General features: G+C 58.1%; 16 protein-coding genes. 5 read left to right on the top strand and 11 right to left on the bottom strand.

From position 1 onward, the window contains the following. Positions 1 to 34: 34 nt before the first annotated feature. From CS1BSM3_RS14185 to CS1BSM3_RS14135, 11 genes are all read right to left on the bottom strand, one after another. Positions 35 to 742, bottom strand: coding sequence for an SDR family NAD(P)-dependent oxidoreductase (locus tag CS1BSM3_RS14185; RefSeq protein WP_072387687.1), 708 nt, complete (start codon positions 740 to 742; stop codon positions 35 to 37). Continuing rightward, entirely contained in the window at positions 735 to 1502 is a 768-nt protein-coding gene (locus CS1BSM3_RS14180; RefSeq protein ID WP_072387686.1) for an enoyl-CoA hydratase/isomerase family protein, read from the bottom strand. The genes CS1BSM3_RS14185 and CS1BSM3_RS14180 overlap by 8 nt, the downstream gene beginning before the upstream one ends. Positions 1503 to 1514: 12 nt before the next feature. Continuing rightward, positions 1515 to 3122: a class I adenylate-forming enzyme family protein gene (locus CS1BSM3_RS14175; RefSeq protein WP_072387685.1), complete on the bottom strand. Its 1608-nt coding sequence runs from the start codon at positions 3120 to 3122 to the stop codon at positions 1515 to 1517. A 17-nt stretch (positions 3123 to 3139) separates the two neighbouring features. Further along, on the bottom strand, positions 3140 to 3919 hold the full coding sequence (locus CS1BSM3_RS14170; RefSeq protein ID WP_072387684.1) for an enoyl-CoA hydratase-related protein: 780 nt from the start codon (positions 3917 to 3919) through the stop codon (positions 3140 to 3142). 600 nt (positions 3920 to 4519) lie between these two features. Next, positions 4520 to 5524, bottom strand: a complete 1005-nt coding sequence (locus CS1BSM3_RS14165) for a branched-chain amino acid ABC transporter permease (protein WP_083528580.1) — start codon at positions 5522 to 5524, stop codon at positions 4520 to 4522. Next, positions 5524 to 6390 carry a branched-chain amino acid ABC transporter permease gene (locus CS1BSM3_RS14160; RefSeq protein WP_072387682.1) on the bottom strand — a complete coding sequence of 289 codons (867 nt, stop codon included), beginning with the start codon at positions 6388 to 6390 and terminating at the stop codon, positions 5524 to 5526. Before CS1BSM3_RS14160 ends, CS1BSM3_RS14165 begins: the two co-directional genes overlap by 1 nt. An 11-nt stretch (positions 6391 to 6401) precedes the next feature. Then, positions 6402 to 7106, bottom strand: coding sequence for an ABC transporter ATP-binding protein (locus CS1BSM3_RS14155; protein WP_072387681.1), 705 nt, complete (start codon positions 7104 to 7106; stop codon positions 6402 to 6404). Then, complete coding sequence (locus CS1BSM3_RS14150) at positions 7099 to 7821, bottom strand: ABC transporter ATP-binding protein (protein ID WP_072387680.1); 723 nt, start codon at positions 7819 to 7821, stop codon at positions 7099 to 7101. Before CS1BSM3_RS14150 ends, CS1BSM3_RS14155 begins: the two co-directional genes overlap by 8 nt. A 93-nt stretch (positions 7822 to 7914) precedes the next feature. Then, positions 7915 to 9147, bottom strand: coding sequence for an ABC transporter substrate-binding protein (locus CS1BSM3_RS14145; RefSeq protein WP_072387679.1), 1233 nt, complete (start codon positions 9145 to 9147; stop codon positions 7915 to 7917). Between the two features lie 41 nt (positions 9148 to 9188). Then, a complete protein-coding gene (locus CS1BSM3_RS14140) occupies positions 9189 to 10358 on the bottom strand; it encodes an acyl-CoA dehydrogenase family protein (protein WP_072387678.1) in 1170 nt (389 codons plus the stop codon). A 24-nt stretch (positions 10359 to 10382) separates the two neighbouring features. After that, entirely contained in the window at positions 10383 to 12086 is a 1704-nt protein-coding gene (locus tag CS1BSM3_RS14135) for a class I adenylate-forming enzyme family protein (protein WP_244540502.1), read from the bottom strand. Between the two features lie 440 nt (positions 12087 to 12526). On the opposite strand from CS1BSM3_RS14135, the gene CS1BSM3_RS14130 reads away from it, so the two are divergent. From CS1BSM3_RS14130 to CS1BSM3_RS14110, 5 genes are all read left to right on the top strand, one after another. Further along, positions 12527 to 14050: a sigma-54 interaction domain-containing protein gene (locus CS1BSM3_RS14130; RefSeq protein ID WP_244540501.1), complete on the top strand. Its 1524-nt coding sequence runs from the start codon at positions 12527 to 12529 to the stop codon at positions 14048 to 14050. 204 nt (positions 14051 to 14254) lie between these two features. Continuing rightward, entirely contained in the window at positions 14255 to 15064 is an 810-nt protein-coding gene (locus CS1BSM3_RS14125) for an enoyl-CoA hydratase/isomerase family protein (RefSeq protein WP_072387676.1), read from the top strand. Then, the gene (locus CS1BSM3_RS14120) at positions 15061 to 15870 is read left to right on the top strand and encodes an SDR family oxidoreductase (RefSeq protein WP_244540500.1); all 810 of its coding nucleotides are present in this window, start codon (positions 15061 to 15063) and stop codon (positions 15868 to 15870) included. The genes CS1BSM3_RS14125 and CS1BSM3_RS14120 overlap by 4 nt, the downstream gene beginning before the upstream one ends. Before the next feature lie 18 nt (positions 15871 to 15888). Then, a complete protein-coding gene (locus CS1BSM3_RS14115; protein WP_072387675.1) occupies positions 15889 to 16296 on the top strand; it encodes a Zn-ribbon domain-containing OB-fold protein in 408 nt (135 codons plus the stop codon). A gap of 25 nt (positions 16297 to 16321) precedes the next feature. Next, positions 16322 to 18493: an acetate--CoA ligase family protein gene (locus CS1BSM3_RS14110; protein WP_072387674.1), complete on the top strand. Its 2172-nt coding sequence runs from the start codon at positions 16322 to 16324 to the stop codon at positions 18491 to 18493. The last annotated feature ends 4 nt before the right edge of the window (positions 18494 to 18497 follow it).

Below are 18497 nucleotides of genomic sequence, written 5' to 3'. Positions count from 1 at the left end.
GCAGCGGAGCGCCGTGCGGTCATGTCGAAATCCATCAGAGGTGCATGCCCTGACCGCCGTCCATGTAGATGGTCTCGCCAGTGAGAAAGCCTATATCGGACGTGAATAGCGTCCCGACGAGCTTCGCTACCTCGCTCGGTTGGCCGGGACGCTTCACCGGGATACGCTCCTCGATCCAGCGCATTCCAGCTTCCTTGCTGAGAAAATCCGCATTGAGGTTGGTGGCGATATAGCCAGGTGCCACATCCAGCACCCTGATATTGTCCTTGGCCCACTCAACTGCCAGACAGCGCGTGATAGCACCTATTGCAGCCTTGGATGCGCAATAGGCCACACTGCGACCAACACCAAGCTTGTCGAAGAAAGATCCGATGTTGACGATGAGGCCGCCGCCGCCGTTTCTGAGGTGCGAGTACGCTTCGCGAGAAGCGACCACAACAGACGTGGCATTCGTCCGCATCAGATGCTCGAACTCCGCGCCGGAGAGGTTGGCGCTCTTGTGCTCCCGATAGAGGCCCGCATTGTTGACAAGACCTACAATCCTACCGCGCGACGCTACCTCAGCGACTGCGTTCGCAATACTCTCTTCATCCGATACGTCGCAGACAAACCCCTCGCCAGCAACTGTCTCTCCCGAGCGAGAGAGCCCTGCGACCCTGAAGCCCAACGCGTCAAGCTCCGCGGCGATCGCCGCGCCTATGCCGCGCGTAGCGCCGGTCACGATGATGATGCCTTTACTCATCACTAAACCTCGGCTTGCGCTTCTCCTCGAAGGCCGCTGTACCTTCCGCAGCGTCCTTGGTTTGAAATGCGAGCGTCGACAGATCCGCTTCGATCTCTAGGCCTTCATGAATGGGCACGTCCAATGCACGCCTTACGGCACCTCTGGCAAACAGCAAGACCGGCAAGCTGTAGCTCGTGAACTCACTTGCGAATGCCAATCCTGCCTCAAGCGCATCGCCATCCACCAGCCGATGCACAAGGCCAATTTTCTCCGCTTCATCGGCGGCAACCGAGCGACCGGTCATAATGATCTCAAGTGCGCGTGCCTCGCCCACCACTCGGGGTAATCGCTGGGTGCCACCGTATCCGGGGATCAGTCCAAGCTTGATCTCTGGAAGACCCATCTTGGCATTACGCGTGGCAATCCGGAACGTGCACGCCAAGGCCAATTCCAGTCCGCCCCCAAACGCGAACCCGTTGATCACCGCAATTGACGGCATCGACAGCCTGTCCAGCTTCGCGAATACGGCCTGGCCCAGTTCGGCACCGCGCTTTTGTGCCTTCAGATCACGATCTCGCAGTTCCTTGATATCTGCGCCTGCACAAAACGCCTTCGTGCCCGCTCCTGTGACGATGAGAGCGCGCGCGTTAGTCTCGGCAAGCTCGTCGAATACTTCCCCCAGCCGCCTCAGAACGCCAAAAGACAAGGCATTCAACGCCTCAGGTCGGTTGAGCGTAATGACCGCACAGTCGCCACGTTCGGTTAATTCGACAGACATGAATATACCGTCCTACTTAGCCTCGAAGCGCACCAGTACTGGTGCGATCGCACCTCGCTTCACCATCTCGATCAGCTCGCGCTTGAGGATCTTGCCGCTAGCCGTCAGGGGAAACTCGTCGAGGCGCGTAAAGTACTCGGGCATGTCGTACCTGGAGAGGCCTTCGCGCTCTAGATGCCCCAACAGCTCACCCGACGCGATGTTGCCGGTTACGGCAATGCACACCCGTTCGCCAAGCCGCTCGTCTGTCACTGGAAAGCACGCAACACGCTCTACGTCCGCGTGCCGCAGGGCGAGCGCCTCGATATGCGCCGGATAGATATTGTGTCCGCCGCGGATTATGAGGTCTTTCAGACGGCCTTCCACCTTGAGATTGCCGTGCTCATCCAGCGAGCCGAGGTCTCCCGACATGAACCAGCCGTCACGATTGAAACTGTCTTCCGTGGCGGTCTGGTTGTCGAAGTAGCCGAGCATCAGTGCACCGCCGCGACCGCCGATCTCGCCTGTCTCCGACGGCCCCAACGGCCGATCCCTGTCCGCGGGATCGAACAAGCACACCTCATAAGCCGCTCCCCCGCGTCCGCAGGTGGATATGCAGATTTCTGTCTCGTCGTCGGGATGCGTGTACTGGTGTGATGAGCACTCTGTCATGCCGTAGATATTTTGCGGCTTGATGCCTTGCGCCACGAACGCAGCCGCAACGGAAGGCGGAATTGGCGCTCCCGCCATATAAAACACCGAAACTCGGCCCAATCGCTCGAGTCCAGTTGCCTTCTGCTGCGCAAGCACATCCATGGCGTGCGTGGGTACGCCCATCACGTATGTCGCCCCTGTCCGAATGATCCAGTCAAGAGTGCTGACACCATGCGGTGGGTCGTTAGTCACGAAACGGCATCCAGCGACAAGCCATTGCGCGATGCCCACCCACGCAATGTGATGCGAGAGTGGCGAGAGACTTAGCAACACCGTGTCCGGGCCATGTCCCCAGTCACGCACCATATCTCGCGCGTTAGCAAGCAGAGTGTTGTGCGAATGCATGACGCACTTGGGACTTCCGGTCGTTCCGGACGTGAAGGCTAGGTAGACCACGCGATCGGGATCGGCGACGGCTGCACCGAGATTCACTGCTGGACCCGGCAGGCTACCCTCTGCGTAGACAGCCTTCAGCGACGGGACGCCGGCGAGGACAGCATCAAAATCGGCGTGCGCGCGATCAGCACCCCAAGTCGGCTCGGTCAGCAGTGCCCGAGCTCGCAACCTCTCGAGAAGCTGCCCGATCTCGGCACACGTAAATGTCCTATGCAGCGACGGATTGCACGCCAATCCCTCCCGCGCGCAAGCGAGAAACATGACGACGGGCTCGACTCGATTGGACATCCAGATCGCTACGCGGTCACCGCCCGCAATACCTCTGGCTAGAAGATCTGCCGCAACACCATCGACCCATTCGCGCAATTCCTTCCACGTCAGCTTCCGCCGCCCGTCCTGTAGCGCTATTGCCTCCGGTCTCTCCTCAGAGTGACGAGCAAGCAGCCCATAGAAAGTCTCTGCGCGCCACACCCCCTGCTCGTAGTACAGCTGGGCCTGTGTGGGGTGATGCAGCGTGAGGAAAGGACGCACCGCTGAGCTCCCCCGACCTATTTGCCGAACTTGGATGCGTCGGGCTTGCGCTTGCCTGCAAACGCCTTGGAGAGTTCCTTGCTCTCTTCGGTTGTGAGATAGGTCCGCAGTAGCAGGTCGTGAGCCATACGAGATAGCCCTGACACACCGCCATGGCGGGCATTGAACGCCGCCTTCACGGATGCTAGGGCGAAGGCCCCGCGCTCAGCGATCTCAAGTACGAATTCTCGCGTGGCCTCCTTGAGCTGTGCGTCAGGTACGACCTTATTGATCAGACCCATCGCGAGCGCCTCGCGAGCCGAGATCTTCGGATTGCGGAACCAGATCTCCTTCGCGCGCTTCTTACCCACGAGATCTTCCAGATACCACGTGCCATAGCCCGCATCGAACGAGCCCATCATAGGCCCGACCTGGCGGAATACCGCACTTTCCTTGGCGATGGTGCAGTCGCAGAGCATCTGCAGCACGTTACCGCCACCAACAGCAAATCCGTTCACGGATGCGATCACCGGCTTCTGTAACTTCTCGATCGCTTCGTACATGTCCAATGTCGGCAGCGTGCCGGCATAGAGTGTCGTATCCTCCATGCCCTCCTTGCGTCCACCGATGCAAAAGAACTTCTCGCCCGAACCAGTCAGCACGACCACGCGCGTACGCGTTTCGCGGCGAATATCGTTTATACAATCACGCACCTCGTGACACATGACCGCTGTGAACATGTTGCCATCATCGGGGCGATTGAGTGTGATGATGCCAATCGGGCCATCTTCCTCATAGAGAATCGTCTCAAAGGGCATTGAACTCCCCGCTCCATCTCGCGCTCATTCTCTCTCACCCGTCGTTGTCAGCCGCGTGCTGTGGTCAAGCCATTCCGGTAAGACGACTAGCGCACGCTCTCCCATTGCTGGTGTCCGACAACGGCGATTGCTCGCCTCGCCGTCAAAAGGGATGCCCATTCGACCTGAGGAATTGACCGGCCGGCATCAGAAAGATGAAAGAAGAGGCCGCGATCGACTAAGTGCTGATCAGCGGCAGCATCACCTATGCAATTCAGCCGACCTGCCGGGACGCGCACCTCACCAAGCAGCGTGGTGATGTGTGGCTCGGCGAGCGACGTCGCAAGATCAAGCCCGCGAGCGCCTTCAAACGGCCGAGATCTCCCATATGCCGCCTTGCGCAACGGTAGACCAGCGGCGGGCGACTTTGCGTGGCGATCTACTCTTGCGTCATGCTTCATCGAGAACTTTATCCGCCCTGCTATTTCTGACAGCTCCATGGGAGCAAGCACCGTGCCAGAGATGCGGGCGCGATAGCGTGCGCAATGATCCACTCAAACTGTTTCCGTTGCAGGCAGGCGCAGGACAAAGTGTCTGCGGCACGACCACCGACTGGCACGCCTATGCGGGGACGTCGGACCTCGACTTCGTGAAGAGCCCCTGCAAGGCCTTGCGTATTGAAGCCACACCTCGCGTGATGCCGCCCGGCATAACAAGAATCACTATGACGATGAGAAATCCATAGATCGCGAGGTGTAGTCCGGGCAGTGCGTTTCCCAGATGGCCACGCAACACCTCCCCGAGCGGCACTAACAATCCAGCTCCGACAACAGGGCCCCAAACGGTGCCGATTCCGCCTATTGCCGTGAATAAGACAATCTCGATTATGATCAGAGGCGAAGCAAACAGGTTAGGATCAACGAAGCCCGAAAAGCGAGCGTAGATGGAGCCGATCACCGAGCTCAAAGCGGCACTGATGACCATGACGACAACTTTGCAGGCCAGTAGGTTGATGCCGATTGCCTGGGCCGCATCCTCGTTGTTGCGAATAGCCCGCAGGTAGTATCCGAGCTTGCTATGGAATATCCAGGCGCTGAGCCCGATTGCCGCCAGCACAGCCATGAATGCGACTACGAAGTATTGCTGCGTAGTAGCGAACTCAAAACGCGCCAGGTTCATTGGACCGCTTGCTAGGAAGAAGCCAGACGCACCTCCGAGATATTCCGTGCCGATGATCACAAACCAACCGAGCTCCGCAAACGCGAGCGTAATCAGAGCAAAGTAGAGGTGACCAAGCCGAAAACGAAAGGCAATCCAGGAGATCACGGCGCCGAGCAAGGCCGAAACAATCGCCGCAATCGCCATACCGGCCCAGAAGTTCACTCCCTCTTTGAGAAGAAGCGCGCTCGGCAGCAAGGCGCCGATGGCAATGAACACACTGTGCCCAAGTGACAGCTGCCCGGCAAAACCACCGATAAGATTCCAGGCGACCGCCAATCCAATGTATATAAGCGCCTTGACGGCAATCCCGAGATAGTAGTCAGGCAGGAACCAGCCGGCTACACCCACAGCGACTATGGTCGCCGCCACACCCATCACCCGCATGACGTTGTGCTCGGTCATCATCAATGCCCCTTGAATAGGCCATGCGGCCTAAAGATGAGAATGAGAATGAAGATGATGTAGGGAAGACTTAGGCCAATGGCCCCGCTGATATAGACAGTACCTATTGCCTCTGCGAGACCAATGATGACCCCGCTTAGGAGAATACCAAAGAAGTTGGACATTCCAGCGAGAACGAGTGGCATCAACCCCACGAGGGTGTACTTCAGACCCTCTGCAGGGTGCAGGGGCGTGGAAGGCACAAGCAACACGCCGGCTATCGCGATAACCGCGCCGCTCATAGCGAAAACCCACAACCGAACCTTCTGAACATTGACGCCGACTAGGGCAGCTGAGCGTTCATTCTGATGCACGGCCCGCATGCTGCGTCCATAGTCTGTATACTCGAGCGTGACAAAGAGGATCCCAGCCAATGCCCCAGTAACGCCAAAGCCGATGAGCAATGGCAACTTCATGATCATCGCGTCACCAAACGTTATAAAGCGATTGCTCACTATCGACGGCACCTGGTGGAACTGACCACCGTAGATCATGAGCAAGACGTTCTCGATGAGAAACATCAGGCCCAAGGATGCCTGAAACACCATAATGGCATTGCCGCTCAGCGGCCGGATGAGAAACCAATAGAGGGCGGCACCAGCAAGCGCCAGAACGGGCAGAGTGATCGCCACCGAGACATAGGGGTCCAGTTGCAATCCGGTGTACAAGCTGAGCACGAGATACATGCTCATACTCACCATGTGCCCTTGAGCAAGACTGATCGCGCCACTGACGCTGTACATCAAGCCCATGCTTAGGCCAATGAGCCCGTATGTGCTTCCAACAAGCACACCCTGAGCAATAGTCTGCGGAAGAATACTGAGATCCATCTGGTTCGGTCCTAGAGGCCCAAATAGGCACGGCGCACGTGCGGATCGTCACGCAACTTTGCATTGTTGCCAGCGAGGACGATCTCTCCTCTCTCAAGCACATAGCCGCGTTGCGCATGTCGGAGCGCTACACTCAGATTCTGCTCAACAAGCAGGATGCTCAAGCCACCTTGATGCAAGCCCCGCAATGCTTCGAAGATCGCTTTCACGAACAGCGGCGAAAGGCCGAGCGACGGCTCATCAAGTACGAGCAATGTCGGGCCACCGATCAACGCCCTTCCGATCGCCGCCATTTGCTGCTCGCCGCCAGAAAGGGTTCCGGCCTGCTGCTTCCGCCTCTCTGCAAGGCGAGGAAACAGCTCGAAGACAAACTCAAGCCGCTCAGGCCGCCGGGAACGGGCGTTCGGCGCTATGCCTCCCATCAACAAATTTTCCAGGACAGTCATGCTGGGAAACAGCTGCCGACCTTCCGGCACTTGGCAAATCCCCATGCTTGTGATTTCGTGCGGCGGCACGCCTACGAGATCGCTGCCCTTGTAGATAATGCGACCGTTGGTAGGACGGACCAAACCACTGATACAGTTTACAAGCGTGCTCTTGCCGGCGTTGTTGGCACCGAGAAGCGTGACATAATCTCCGTCGCCGACAGATAGTGAGACATTGCTTAGAACCTCAATGCCGTCATACCCAGCATGAACACTCTGCAGTTCAAGCATGATCTTCGCCCCCAAGATAGGCTTCTTGGACGGTCTTATCCCGCACGACGTCAGCGGGCCTGCCTTCGACGAGCAACTTGCCAAAGTTCAGAACCACAATGCGATCTGCAAGCTTCATCACTACCGGCATGACATGCTCCACTAGGACAAACGTCATGCCCTGGTCGCGCAATGTTTGAATGATCTGTATTGGTATCTCGGCTTCGGCCAATGTTAGACCGGCCATCACCTCGTCCAAAAGGATGAGCTTGGGTTCGGTCGCAACACACTTGGCGAGTTCGAGGCGCTTCTTGCCTTGGATCGGAATGGCTGCTGCGCTGGCGTTACGCTGCTCGTGTAACCCCATAATCTGCAGAAGTGTGTCGGCCTTCTGTATAGCGACGGGAAGCGGATGGCGCAGCAGGGCCGCAGTCACGATCGTTTCCTCGACCGTCATGTCCGGAAAGAACTGAACGATCTGGAAGCTTCGGCTCAGTCCCATCCGCGCAATACGATGCGGCTGATGGCCTGTAATGTCCTTGCCGCAGAAGTAGACTGCCCCCTGCTCAGGACGGGTGAAACCCGATAGCACCGAAAATAGCGTTGACTTTCCCGCACCGTTCGGGCCGATCACACACAGGATTTCGCCAGGGGAAACGGAGAAGCTTACGTCATCAACGGCGACAAGACCTCCGAAACGCTTCGTCACATGACGGACTTCAAGAATTGGGGTCATTGCTGCCCTTGGATCGAATGCTGAACTGCAGTCGCGAACGTTTGGACAGCCACAGGCAAGCTGCCCAAACCTTGTCCGCAATGATGGCTACGGCTATCGGAAGGCCCGTGGCTCCACGCGGGCGAATTCTTCGGGCCAGACCGTCTGCTGCTTTCCGTCCTCGGTCCACTGCGTGAACAGCACGCTCGAGTCAGTCAGCAAATTGTCTGCGTTGAAAGCAATCTCTTTACGTGGCGCATAGAGATGCGGGTGACCTGTCGAAATCCTCACCTTGGAGAATGCATCACGAATGGCCTCAGGATCGCTAGAAGCCGCCAGTTCAAGCGCCGCCTGAACAATACGAGCAGCTTGCGCACCCCAGATCTGATAGTGCCCGATGGGCCCCTCCTGTTTGTTCTTCACCATATCCGCGCGCAGTTCCTCCATCAGCGCCTTGGTGGCAGGTATCTCGACATCATCATTAAAGCCCGTCATCACGAACATGTTGCGAGTAAGAACGGCCTTCGCAACATCGGGACCTAACTCGCGCCAGAGCGGCGGATCCGCGTAGCCTGCACCTGGGCCGACAAAGGTCGTATCGTGATAGTTGAGATCAAAGCGCGCCTTGTGCACCAGCAGACCGTCACGCGCGATCAAGAGTCCAGTAACTGCGTCAGGTTTAAGGGATCGGATTCTGAGTACAGCAGCCGTCTGGTCCGGTGCAGTCCGATCGACCGGCACGCGGCCCACGACCTCGAAGCCCTTTGCCTTGAGATGGCCCTCCATGAGATTGGCAATCTGCTGGCCTGCCTCGTAGTTGGAGTAGACGAGCGCAACTCTTTTGATTGGCCGTCCCTTGGATTTGGCCAAATACTCGATAAAATCTACCGGCGGTCGAGCATACCCTTCGTCATACGGGAAGCCGATCGAGTACAAGTATTTTGAGCGACTCCCGCCAGAGGTCATGGATAAGGTCGGTATCTTGTACTGGTCGATGATTGGGGTAATAGCCAGCATCTCAGTGGTGATAAGCGGCCCAACGATGAGGCTGACCTTCTCCTGAGAGACAAGTCGGCGGCCCTCACTTGCAGTACCCGCCGTGGTACTCGCGTTGTCGGCGACTACAAGCTCGATGCGAGCGCCGCCCATGCTCTTGATTCCACCCTCCGCATTGATCTTATCGATGATGTAGCGGAACGGAGGAAATTGCTCCGCGGCGTATCGAGCGAGCACGCCACTCACCGGCAGCATCATGCCGACTTTGACGGAGGACGTAGCGTGAGCCGGGATGCCCAGAACTCCTGAAGCGAGTGTCCCGCCAATGAAGCCTCTGCGTGAAATATGCATCTTGTTCTTCCTCCCAGTTGATCGTTTGCTTCTTCCACCTCTTATGCCAGCATCTGACGGGCAATTACGTTGCGCATGATTTCGCTCGTGCCGCCGCCGATGGGGCCGACTCGGGAGTCGCGCAGATACATCTGCATCTCGCTGTCCATCATGTATCCGGCGCCACCCATGATCTGCATTCCCATGTCAGCGCAGCGGAAGTTGTTCTCTGTGGCGACGACCTTGGCGATCGCTGTCTCAGTCACAGGGTTGAGTCCGGCATCAAGCATCTCAGCAACGCGATAGGACAGAACCTGAGCGGTTTCGGCGAGAATTCGCATGTCCGCCAGCTTGTGAGATATCGCCTGATACTCGGTGATACGTCTGCCGAATTGTTCGCGATCGCGCGCAAACGAGGCGGCAGTCGCAATGATCCTGCGACAGTTGCCACTGGCTGCCGCGGACAAGCACAGCCTCTCGATACTCAAGCCGCGCATAATGTTGGCCCACCCGCCGTCTAGCTCGGAAAGCAGACGCGTGCGCGGCACACGCACGGAATCAAAGAACACTTCATTTGTATGGATCATCCTTCGCCCTAGCGCTCTCAGCGGGCGAATGGTGACACCGGCGCTTTCACGATCGACAAGGAGCAAGCTCAAGCCCTTGTGACCAGCATCAGCGCGTGTCTTCACGACCACCACCAAATAGTCGGCAACATGGGCGCATGTGATGTACGTCTTCTGCCCATTGACGATGAAGTCACCTCCATCGACAACCGCGCGTGTGCTGACCGCGCTCACGTCCGAGCCTGTGCCGGGCTCTGTCATGCAGAACGCCAGCTTCTTTTGACCGCTGACGATCTCCGGCATGATCTGGTGGCGAAGATCGTGATTGGCACTGTGGCGAATCTGCATGCCACCGTATATGACCGTAGTCAGATACGCTGAAGCCATCTGTGCATTGTGGTATGAGACGGCCTCAATGAAGATCGTAAGGTCTTTAAAAGTACCTCCTAGACCACCGAGCTCGCTGGGATAGGGCAAGCCCATCCAACCTGCCTCAGCAAGGGCTCGGTAGGCTTCGAACGGAAAAGCGCGGCTTTCGTCCAGTTCAGCGATCTTTGCGGCCGGCAACGCGCGCTCAAGTAGCGCTAACACGCTCGTGCGCATGATCAGTTGTTCTTCCGTTACTCCGAAAGTTGTGTCTCCGCCGTTTAGGGCCGCGAACTCCATGCCTTGTCCTCACTATCCTTGTGACTAGTGAACCTGCTCTGCCGAGCTCCTTTGAGAAACGGAGTATCGAATGATGCGCAGCGGCTCCGGGACGAGTTCCCGACGCCTTACCATCTCGACGAGAGAGCGTCTGAGGACCTTGCCGCTTGCCGTGAGCGGATACGAAGTAACGCGCACGAAAAACTCCGGCATGTCGTACTTGGAAAGGCCTTCCGTGGCCAAATGCTCGAGCAGTTGCGTGGCGCTGACATTGCCTATGATCGCTATGCACACACGCTCTCCCAACCGATCGTCAGCTATAGGGAAGCAGATCGCTGCCTCAACGCCGACATGGCGCGCTGCGGCATTCTCGATGTGCGCAGGGTAGATGTTCCTTCCACCACGAATTATCACTTCCTTGAGCCGACCCCGCACCTGCAGGTTTCCGTGCTCGTCCACGACCCCGAGATCGCCGGAGAGGAACCAGCCGTCGCGATTGAAGCTTCGTTCTGTTGCGCCCTGATTATCGAAGTAACCGAGCATCAGCGCGGCTCCTCGCCCCCCAATCTCCCCGACCTCACCTTGCGGAACAGGGCGATCGGGATCAGATGGATCAAACAGGCAAATCTCATAGGCCCTACCGCCACGACCACAGGTCGTTACAATGATCTCGGGATCATCAAGCGGATGCGTGTATTGGTGAGATGAGTTCTCCGTCATTCCGTACACATTCTGGGGCGTTATGCCTCGTTGGACCAAGCTTTCAGCCAGTGATGGCGCGATCGCCGATCCTGCCATGTAGAACAGCTTTACCGATCCAAGCTTTGGTTGCCCCGAAGCATCAAGTGCGGCCAGCACATCGATCGCGTGCGTGGGCACACCAAGCAGATAAGTCGCCTCTGTCTGAATGATCCAGTCCAGCTGGCTGATGCCAGCGGGTGGATCATCGGTCACCAAACGGCAGCCCGTGAGCAACCATTGCGCTACAGCCACCCAAGCGATGTGATGAGACAATGGGGAAAGCGACATCATGACCGTCTCCGGACCGTGCCCCCAGTCGCGAACCAGATCACGCGCGTTGGCGAGCAGAGTGTTGTCGGAGTGCATGACGCACTTAGGTGCTCCGGTCGTGCCGGACGTGAAGGCCAAATACGTAACCTTATCCGGAGTATCGCAAGGCGGCATTCGGTTCGGACCGGGTCGCGGGAACAATTGCGGAGTGAACACGACCTTTATCGACGACACACCGGAGAGCACAGCATCGAAGTTCGCCCGATCTCGATCCGCGCCCCAACCGCTTTCGGTCAGCAGCGCACGACAAGAAAGCCTTTCCAGCAAGATGCCGACCTCACGGCACGTATAGGTTCGGTGCAAAGACGGATTGCACGCGATCCCTTCTCGTGAGCAGGCCAAGAAACTTACGATTGCCTCTGCGCGGTTGGACATCCAGATGGCCATGCGGTCGCCGCCTGCCAGACCGTAAGTCCGCAGCTCCGCCGCCACGCCGTCGACCCACTCGCGAAGCTGCCCCCATGTCAACTGGTGCCGACCATCCCGAAGTGCCAGCGCTTCAGGCCGGGCTTCTGCATGACGTGAAAGCAGTCCATAAAATGTATCGCTCTGCCAGAGACCACCAGCATAGTAGGCAGCCGCGCGCGCGGGATCATGAAGCGTGAGATACGGATGCATGTCTCTTGTTTCGGGTTTCACGGGCATTATCTGGCTAGCCGACACATGCTTGCGCACCATCGCACTGGCATCTTCAGCGCAATTGCGACAGCAAGTCAGAATCCATCACGGCGCGACGGCCGCAGGAGACAACTGCCGCACACCACCGCGAGCGTCCTACTCATTCCGAACAACGGCTCCCCCACCACTTGAGCTGGTCATCTCGTCGCAGTCGTCGCGCGAGCCTCTATCTGCTTTAGCAATCGTTGTGCCACAGGCATTTTCCCGGGCTTAGGCCGAGGCTTGCCAGCGGCTGTGCCTGCGAAAGTAGTTGCGCCGGACAGTGATCGGGCTAAGATGACCGCAAGAAAGACACTCCACAAAAGAAGGTATGTAGGGTGGACTCGCAATCCCCGTTGATCGAGGGGATAGTCGTACTCGGGCCGGATGATCGAGTGCTCTTCGCCTGGGGTTCTGGTGCGGATCCTCGCGTGGGGTCACTCGCGACGGATAAGGCGTGGATGGCCAACGCGCTCCACCGCCGCCTGCTGTCGATCAACCTCGGACAAACTCAATACGCGGTCGTCGCTTCCAAGCTGAACGGCGGGAGTGTTTTGATGCTCAGCTCCTCTCCCGGCGAAGCCGTGATTGACTTTCTTGGCTCGGTTGACTTTGCCTATGACATCCTAAACCATCTCGTTTCCGATCGCTTTGACGCCATGATCATCGTCGACGATCGCGCACGCATCGCCTTCATTTCGCCAGTGCACGAGCGATTTTTTGGTCTTGGCCGTGGAGAGGCGACCGGGCGGCCCGTACGAGACATAATCGAGAACACGCGTCTAGATCGCGTCGTCAAGACCGGCCGCAGTGAGGTCGGGCTGATCCAACACATGAACGGCATAGAGCGCGTTGTCTCGCGGGCGCCAATTCGCAGAAACGGGACAATCGTCGGCGCCTTCGGCCGCGTTATGTTCAAAGGACCAGAGCAGCTCGAGGCGTTGAGTCGCCGGATCAACGACCTGGAAGTGCAGGTGGAATACTACAAGGCCGAGGCCGCAGCTCTTCGCGACCGCTCCTCCTATGGGCTTGATGCTCTGGTCGGCGACAGCCCGGCCATGGAGCGTTTGCGTTCTGAGATCATCAAGGTCGCGCCGCTTGAAATTCCGGTTCTCATTCGTGGTGAGAGCGGCACCGGAAAGGAGCTTGTGGCCCACGCGCTGCACCGGCTGAGCCCGCGCCGTGATGCATCCCTTGTCACCGTGAATGCGGCTGCCTTGCCAGCGACACTTGTTGAGGCCGAACTCTTCGGTTACGAGCCTGGCGCATTCACGGGCGCAGATCGCAAGGGTCGGAAAGGCAAATTTGAACAGGCCGCCGGCGGCACAATATTCCTCGACGAAATTGGCGACATGCCGATAGAGATGCAAGCCAAGTTGCTGCGCGTGTTGCAGGATCGCATGATCGAGCGCGTCGGCGGCAGTCAACCGCGGGAGGTGGATTTTCGGATTGTCACCGCGACAAATCGCGACCTGCATGATTCCATTGAGCAGGGCGATTTTCGACTGGATCTCTACTACCGCATTTCTCCCATTACTATCGAGGTACCTCCACTCCGCAACAGGATCGAGGACATCCCAATTTTGGCGGACCAGTTCCTCAACGAGGTCGCCCGGCGCCATGGGCGGCCATGCCCGAAGATTGCCAGCGACGCGACGGCTTATTTGATGGATCAGGCGTGGCCGGGCAACGTGCGGCAGTTGCGACATGAAATTGAGCGTGCATTCGTGTTCGCTGAAAGCAATTCCATCAGCGCCGCGACGCTCGCTCGGTATAGCGATGCGCCGCCAAGGTCCGATGCTGTCGGGCAAGGTGGACAAGCGAAGAAGACTGCAACCATCACTCTAAAGGAGTCCCTTGCGAAGACCGAATTAGAGATGGTCCGCGAAGCTCTGGTCCGACACAAGGGCAATAAAAAGCGAGTGGCCCAGCAACTGGGTATATCGCGTTCCTACCTTTACAAGATTCTAGGCGAGCTCGGGTAGTCGGCGGCATAGACCGCCCTAGCGCTGTCTGCCAGCCACACAATCAACGCGACACTGTCCGTGATATGGACAGCCTTCCCCGCCGCGTCGCGCACATCATCGCAGCTGTGCGCTCTTTCATTCACTGGCATGGCACTTGCTCTTTGCTACTGCGCAACGCTCCTATCCGAGCGGCCGATCAGGTGGGCACTAGCAGAGTTTCCAATGCAGACTTCGTTCAAGACGCTCAACATCTCCCGCGATGGTGCCGTCCTCGTCATCAAGCTGGATAGCCCCAAGACCCGCAACTCGCTCACCGCAGAGCTGCGACAAGAACTGGGCGCCGTGGTCGCGACTGCGGAAACGGATCGTTCCGTCCGCGCTGTCTACTTGACAGGAAATGGACCTACGTTCTGTTCTGGGGGTGATTTCAAGATGCTGCAGAAGGCATCCGATCCCTGGTCGGTCCACCGTCGATTCCGAGGGCTGCAGCGTTGGCTGCTGCCGCTGCTCTACCTTGAGAAACCGGTCGTTGTCGGCGTCAACGGCCCAGCCGTAGGTGGGGGCATGGGATTAGCGCTCAGCGGTGATATCCTCATTGCCGGCGCGAGCGCCACATTCGTCAGCGGCTTTTTCCGACTAGGCGCGGTACCCGATATCGGCATGATGTACCATTTGCCGCGCCTTATAGGCATGGCGCGCGCCAAGAACTTCCTGTTCGCAAATTCGACCCTCTCAGCGCAGCAGGCCTACGATTTCGGCTTGGTTTCCAAAGTTGTTGCGGACGATGAACTCGAAGCTGCAGGCCTTGCAGAGGCACGACGCCTTGCAGCGGGTCCCGCGGAGACCATTGGACTTGCCAAATCACTCATGGCGCGCAGCTTCGAAACGAGCATGGCTGACATGTTTGCGTTTGAAGGACTGGGGCAGGCGCTTGCAATGTCTGGCGCTGAATTCAAGGAAGGCTTCTCTGCTGCGGTTGAAAAGCGCAACGCCGACTTCCTAAGCGCAACCAATGCGGAGGAAGCCGAATGATGAACGGAAAACTTGCCCACGACGAGCCTATGCTGCCAGCAGACACGCTGCGCGGCCAAGTCGCGTTTATTACTGGTGGCGGAACCGGACTCGGGCTCGAGATCGCAAGCCAATTCGTCAAGCTTGGCGCAAGGGTGGTACTCGCCAGCCGCAACGCCGAAAGATTGGAGGCGGCCGCCAAAGACCTCGGCGGCAGCGATGTTGCAATCGCTTGCCCTGCCGATGTGCGCAACTATCCGGAAGTCCGCAATGCGGTTGAGATCGCTGTCAAGCGGTTCGGCAGCTTGGACATTCTGGTCAACAACGCCGCCGGTAATTTCTTCTGTCCAACTGCCGAGTTGTCGCCGAATGGCTGGCGTACTGTAGTCGATATCGACCTCAATGGCACTTTCCATTGTTGTCACGCGGCCTACGAATTTCTGAAGCGATCGAAAGATGGCGGCAATATCATCAGCATCATCACGATGAATGCTCTCAGTGGCTGGCCCGGCGCCGCACATGCGGCTGCCGCCAAGGCAGGCATACTCTCGCTGTCTCGGACTTTGGCCGTCGAGTGGGGACCAGACAACATCCGAGTAAACACCATTTCCCCCGGCCCTATCGCCGATACCGAGGGCGTGCGCAGACTATACGAAGAGCGTGCCCGAGCCGACCTTGAACGCAGGCGCGTTGCATTGGGGAGGTTCGGAAGCAAACGCGATGTCGCAAACGCTGCCGTCTACCTCGCCTCACCGTTCGCAAACTACGTCACCGGGGAAAACCTGGTCGTGGATGGCGGACGGTGGCTGAAATTCGTCACTCAATGAACCCGACGGGAGGAGCCTGTGGCTGACAATTTGCCACCACCGACAATCAACGCCGATTCTGCCCAGTATTGGGAGGCCGCACGTCGGGAAAAGCTTGTTATCCGAAAATGCCGCGCCTGCGACGCGTTGCACTTCATGCCGCGCGCCGTCTGCCCGAGTTGTTGGTCACATGACCTGGAGTGGGTCGAGGCCACCGGTCGTGGCAAGATTCACAGCTTTACCATCATCCGCCGTGCACCACTACCCGCATTTGTCGACCGGGTGCCCTATGCGGTTGCTTTGATAGATCTCTCCGAGGGACCACGCATGATGGCAAATATCGTGGGAGAGAATGCTCTCAATATAAGGATAGGTGACGAAGTCGAAGTGACCTTCGAGCGCCGAGGAGAAGGTGCCGTACCCCAGTTCAAGCTCCTGTCCGCGTAACATGGCAGATCCAATTCAGCCTAACATGACAACTGACACATCGCCTCTCAAGCGGGAGCTCTTTGGCAGGCGCGAGCTGGCTCGCGTCATATCGCCTAACAGCATCGCCGTCGTGGGTGCTTCAGAAACGCCGGGGTCTTTCGGCCTGCGAACGCTTGAAAACATCCGCATCGGATACCAAGGCAAAGTGTTCCCGGTGAACCCTCGCCGGAACAGTATTCTCGATATGCCCTGTTTCGGCTCTCTCGAGGCGCTCCCGGAAGTACCCGATTGCGTCATCCTCGCCGTACCCAAAGAAGCTGTCGAAGCTGAAGTTACAACATGCGCTAAACTCGGCGTAGGCGGCGTGATCGTCTATGCGTCAGGTTTCGCTGAGACTGGCTCAGCCACGAGCCGTGCCGCGCAAGATCGCTTGTCCGGCATCGCGCGTGAAACGGGGCTGCGAATAATTGGCCCCAACACAGTCGGCATCGCGAATCTTGTCTCGCACGTCGGCTTGCACTTTATGCCGAAATTCAGCGATATGCCGATCCATCAAGGAAAGATTGGCCTCGTATCTCAGAGCGGAGGGCTCGGTTACACAATTATTCAAGCGATGCAGCGTGGCATCGGCTTTTCCTATTTCCTGTCTGCAGGGAATTCTTGCGATGTCGATATCTGCGACCTCATAAACTATCTCGTCGAAGACGATGCCACACACGTAATCGCCTGTATGTTCGAGGGTGTGCGCGATGGCGACCGTCTTGTGGAGGCCGGAAGACGCGCCCTGGCTGCCGGCAAGCCATTGATTGTCTACAAGATGGGGCGCAGCGAGATCAGCCGGCGCACAGCGCTGTCACACACGGGCTCTCTGACCGGTGCCGATGCGGTTTATCGCGCCGCCTTCCGGAAGATCGGCGCCATCGTGCTCGATAACTGGGAGGATGTGCTTGAGACAGCCGGCTTCTTTGCGAGAGCCGATGCTCCAAGAGCAAGCGGCGTCGGTGTGATGGCAAGCTCTGGCGGTGCAGCTGTAATGGCTGCCGACAAGGCTGAGGAGTTCGGGGTTGAGCTGCCTCCGCCGACGGACCCCACGAAACAAACACTCGCAAAGTACGTTCCGGACTTTGGGTCGATCTCCAATCCGACCGATATGACCGCAGAGACGCTCAAGAGTTTCGACCTTTATGGGTCTTGCATCCGGGCGTTCGCGCAAGATCCGGGCTACGGCGCGGTGGTCGTACCAATGCTTTCAGCCCAAAAGCCTATCACAGTTGATCGAGCGAAGTACTTGAGCGATCTTGCAGCCGATCTCGACAAGCCGATCTGTCTTGTGTGGATCAATGAATGGCTCGAAGGACCGGGCAGCGAGATCTACGACTCCAGCCAGCATATCGCGATGTTCCGTTCCATGGGACGCTGCATGCAAACGCTGGCCCTCTGGAATTCCTATCACGCTCAGCGCGCTGATCTGCTCCGTTCTAGTGAGCGGCGCCGCACGTCCACTGCTGCTGCAGTTCGTGCCAAAGCCCTTTTGCGCTCCGTGACGACGGGCGTGCTTAGCGAACATCAATCGAAGTCGGTTTTGGCGGCCTATGGCCTGCCCATCGCAGCAGAAGAGCTCGCGCCCAATGCGGAGGCGGCTGTGCAGGCAGCGATCCGCATCGGCTTTCCCGTAGTCGTGAAAGCCGATTCCCCGGACATCCCGCACAAGACAGAGGCGGGCGTGGTGCACCTCAATATTTCGGATGAGGTGGGCGTCAGCGCAGCCTGCACGGACATCCTCGGTAAAATTGCGGCGATGCACAAAGACGTTCGCCTTAACGGATTGCTCGTCCAGCGCATGGTTCGCGGCGGCACAGAGATGATCATCGGGGCTCGAAACGATCCGCAGTTTGGCCCCCTTGTCACTTGTGGGCTCGGCGGTGTCGGGGTGGAAGTGTTTCGGGACGTTGTCACGGCGCTGGCTCCCGTGGACCGCCATCTCGCCCGCAGCATGGTGTCGTCGCTGAAGTGCATTCAGCTGCTCACGGGCTATCGGAACCAGCCCGCTCTCGCCGTGGACGAGTTTGCCGATCTCGTGTGCTGCCTATCTGAGCTGATCGCTGATCTGAGAGATGAAATCGAGCAAATCGACGTCAATCCCGTAATGCTAAGCACGAGTGGTTGCCTCATCGTCGATAGCCTAATCATCAAAGCCGGAACTACGGGAGACTGAGCGA

The organism is Hyphomicrobium sp. CS1BSMeth3 (genome assembly GCF_900117415.1).
GTDB lineage: Bacteria > Pseudomonadota > Alphaproteobacteria > Rhizobiales > Hyphomicrobiaceae.
This window is presented reverse-complemented; position numbering and strand designations above follow the sequence as displayed.

What these genes read in the sequence shown, in the direction of transcription:
- CS1BSM3_RS14140 (WP_072387678.1), bottom strand. Translation starts at nt 10,358, where the DNA reads ATGGAGTTCGCGGCCCTAAACGGCGGAGACACAACTTTCGGAGTAACG.
- CS1BSM3_RS14145 (WP_072387679.1), bottom strand. Translation starts at nt 9,147, where the DNA reads ATGCATATTTCACGCAGAGGCTTCATTGGCGGGACACTCGCTTCAGGA.
- CS1BSM3_RS14160 (WP_072387682.1), bottom strand. Translation starts at nt 6,390, where the DNA reads ATGGATCTCAGTATTCTTCCGCAGACTATTGCTCAGGGTGTGCTTGTT.
- CS1BSM3_RS14110 (WP_072387674.1), top strand. Translation starts at nt 16,322, where the DNA reads ATGACAACTGACACATCGCCTCTCAAGCGGGAGCTCTTTGGCAGGCGC.
- CS1BSM3_RS14185 (WP_072387687.1), bottom strand. Translation starts at nt 742, where the DNA reads ATGAGTAAAGGCATCATCATCGTGACCGGCGCTACGCGCGGCATAGGC.
- CS1BSM3_RS14125 (WP_072387676.1), top strand. Translation starts at nt 14,255, where the DNA reads ATGCAGACTTCGTTCAAGACGCTCAACATCTCCCGCGATGGTGCCGTC.
- CS1BSM3_RS14155 (WP_072387681.1), bottom strand. Translation starts at nt 7,106, where the DNA reads ATGCTTGAACTGCAGAGTGTTCATGCTGGGTATGACGGCATTGAGGTT.
- CS1BSM3_RS14165 (WP_083528580.1), bottom strand. Translation starts at nt 5,524, where the DNA reads ATGATGACCGAGCACAACGTCATGCGGGTGATGGGTGTGGCGGCGACC.
- CS1BSM3_RS14170 (WP_072387684.1), bottom strand. Translation starts at nt 3,919, where the DNA reads ATGCCCTTTGAGACGATTCTCTATGAGGAAGATGGCCCGATTGGCATC.
- CS1BSM3_RS14130 (WP_244540501.1), top strand. Translation starts at nt 12,527, where the DNA reads ATGGCCAACGCGCTCCACCGCCGCCTGCTGTCGATCAACCTCGGACAA.
- CS1BSM3_RS14150 (WP_072387680.1), bottom strand. Translation starts at nt 7,821, where the DNA reads ATGACCCCAATTCTTGAAGTCCGTCATGTGACGAAGCGTTTCGGAGGT.
- CS1BSM3_RS14120 (WP_244540500.1), top strand. Translation starts at nt 15,061, where the DNA reads ATGATGAACGGAAAACTTGCCCACGACGAGCCTATGCTGCCAGCAGAC.
- CS1BSM3_RS14180 (WP_072387686.1), bottom strand. Translation starts at nt 1,502, where the DNA reads ATGTCTGTCGAATTAACCGAACGTGGCGACTGTGCGGTCATTACGCTC.
- CS1BSM3_RS14135 (WP_244540502.1), bottom strand. Translation starts at nt 12,086, where the DNA reads ATGGTGCGCAAGCATGTGTCGGCTAGCCAGATAATGCCCGTGAAACCC.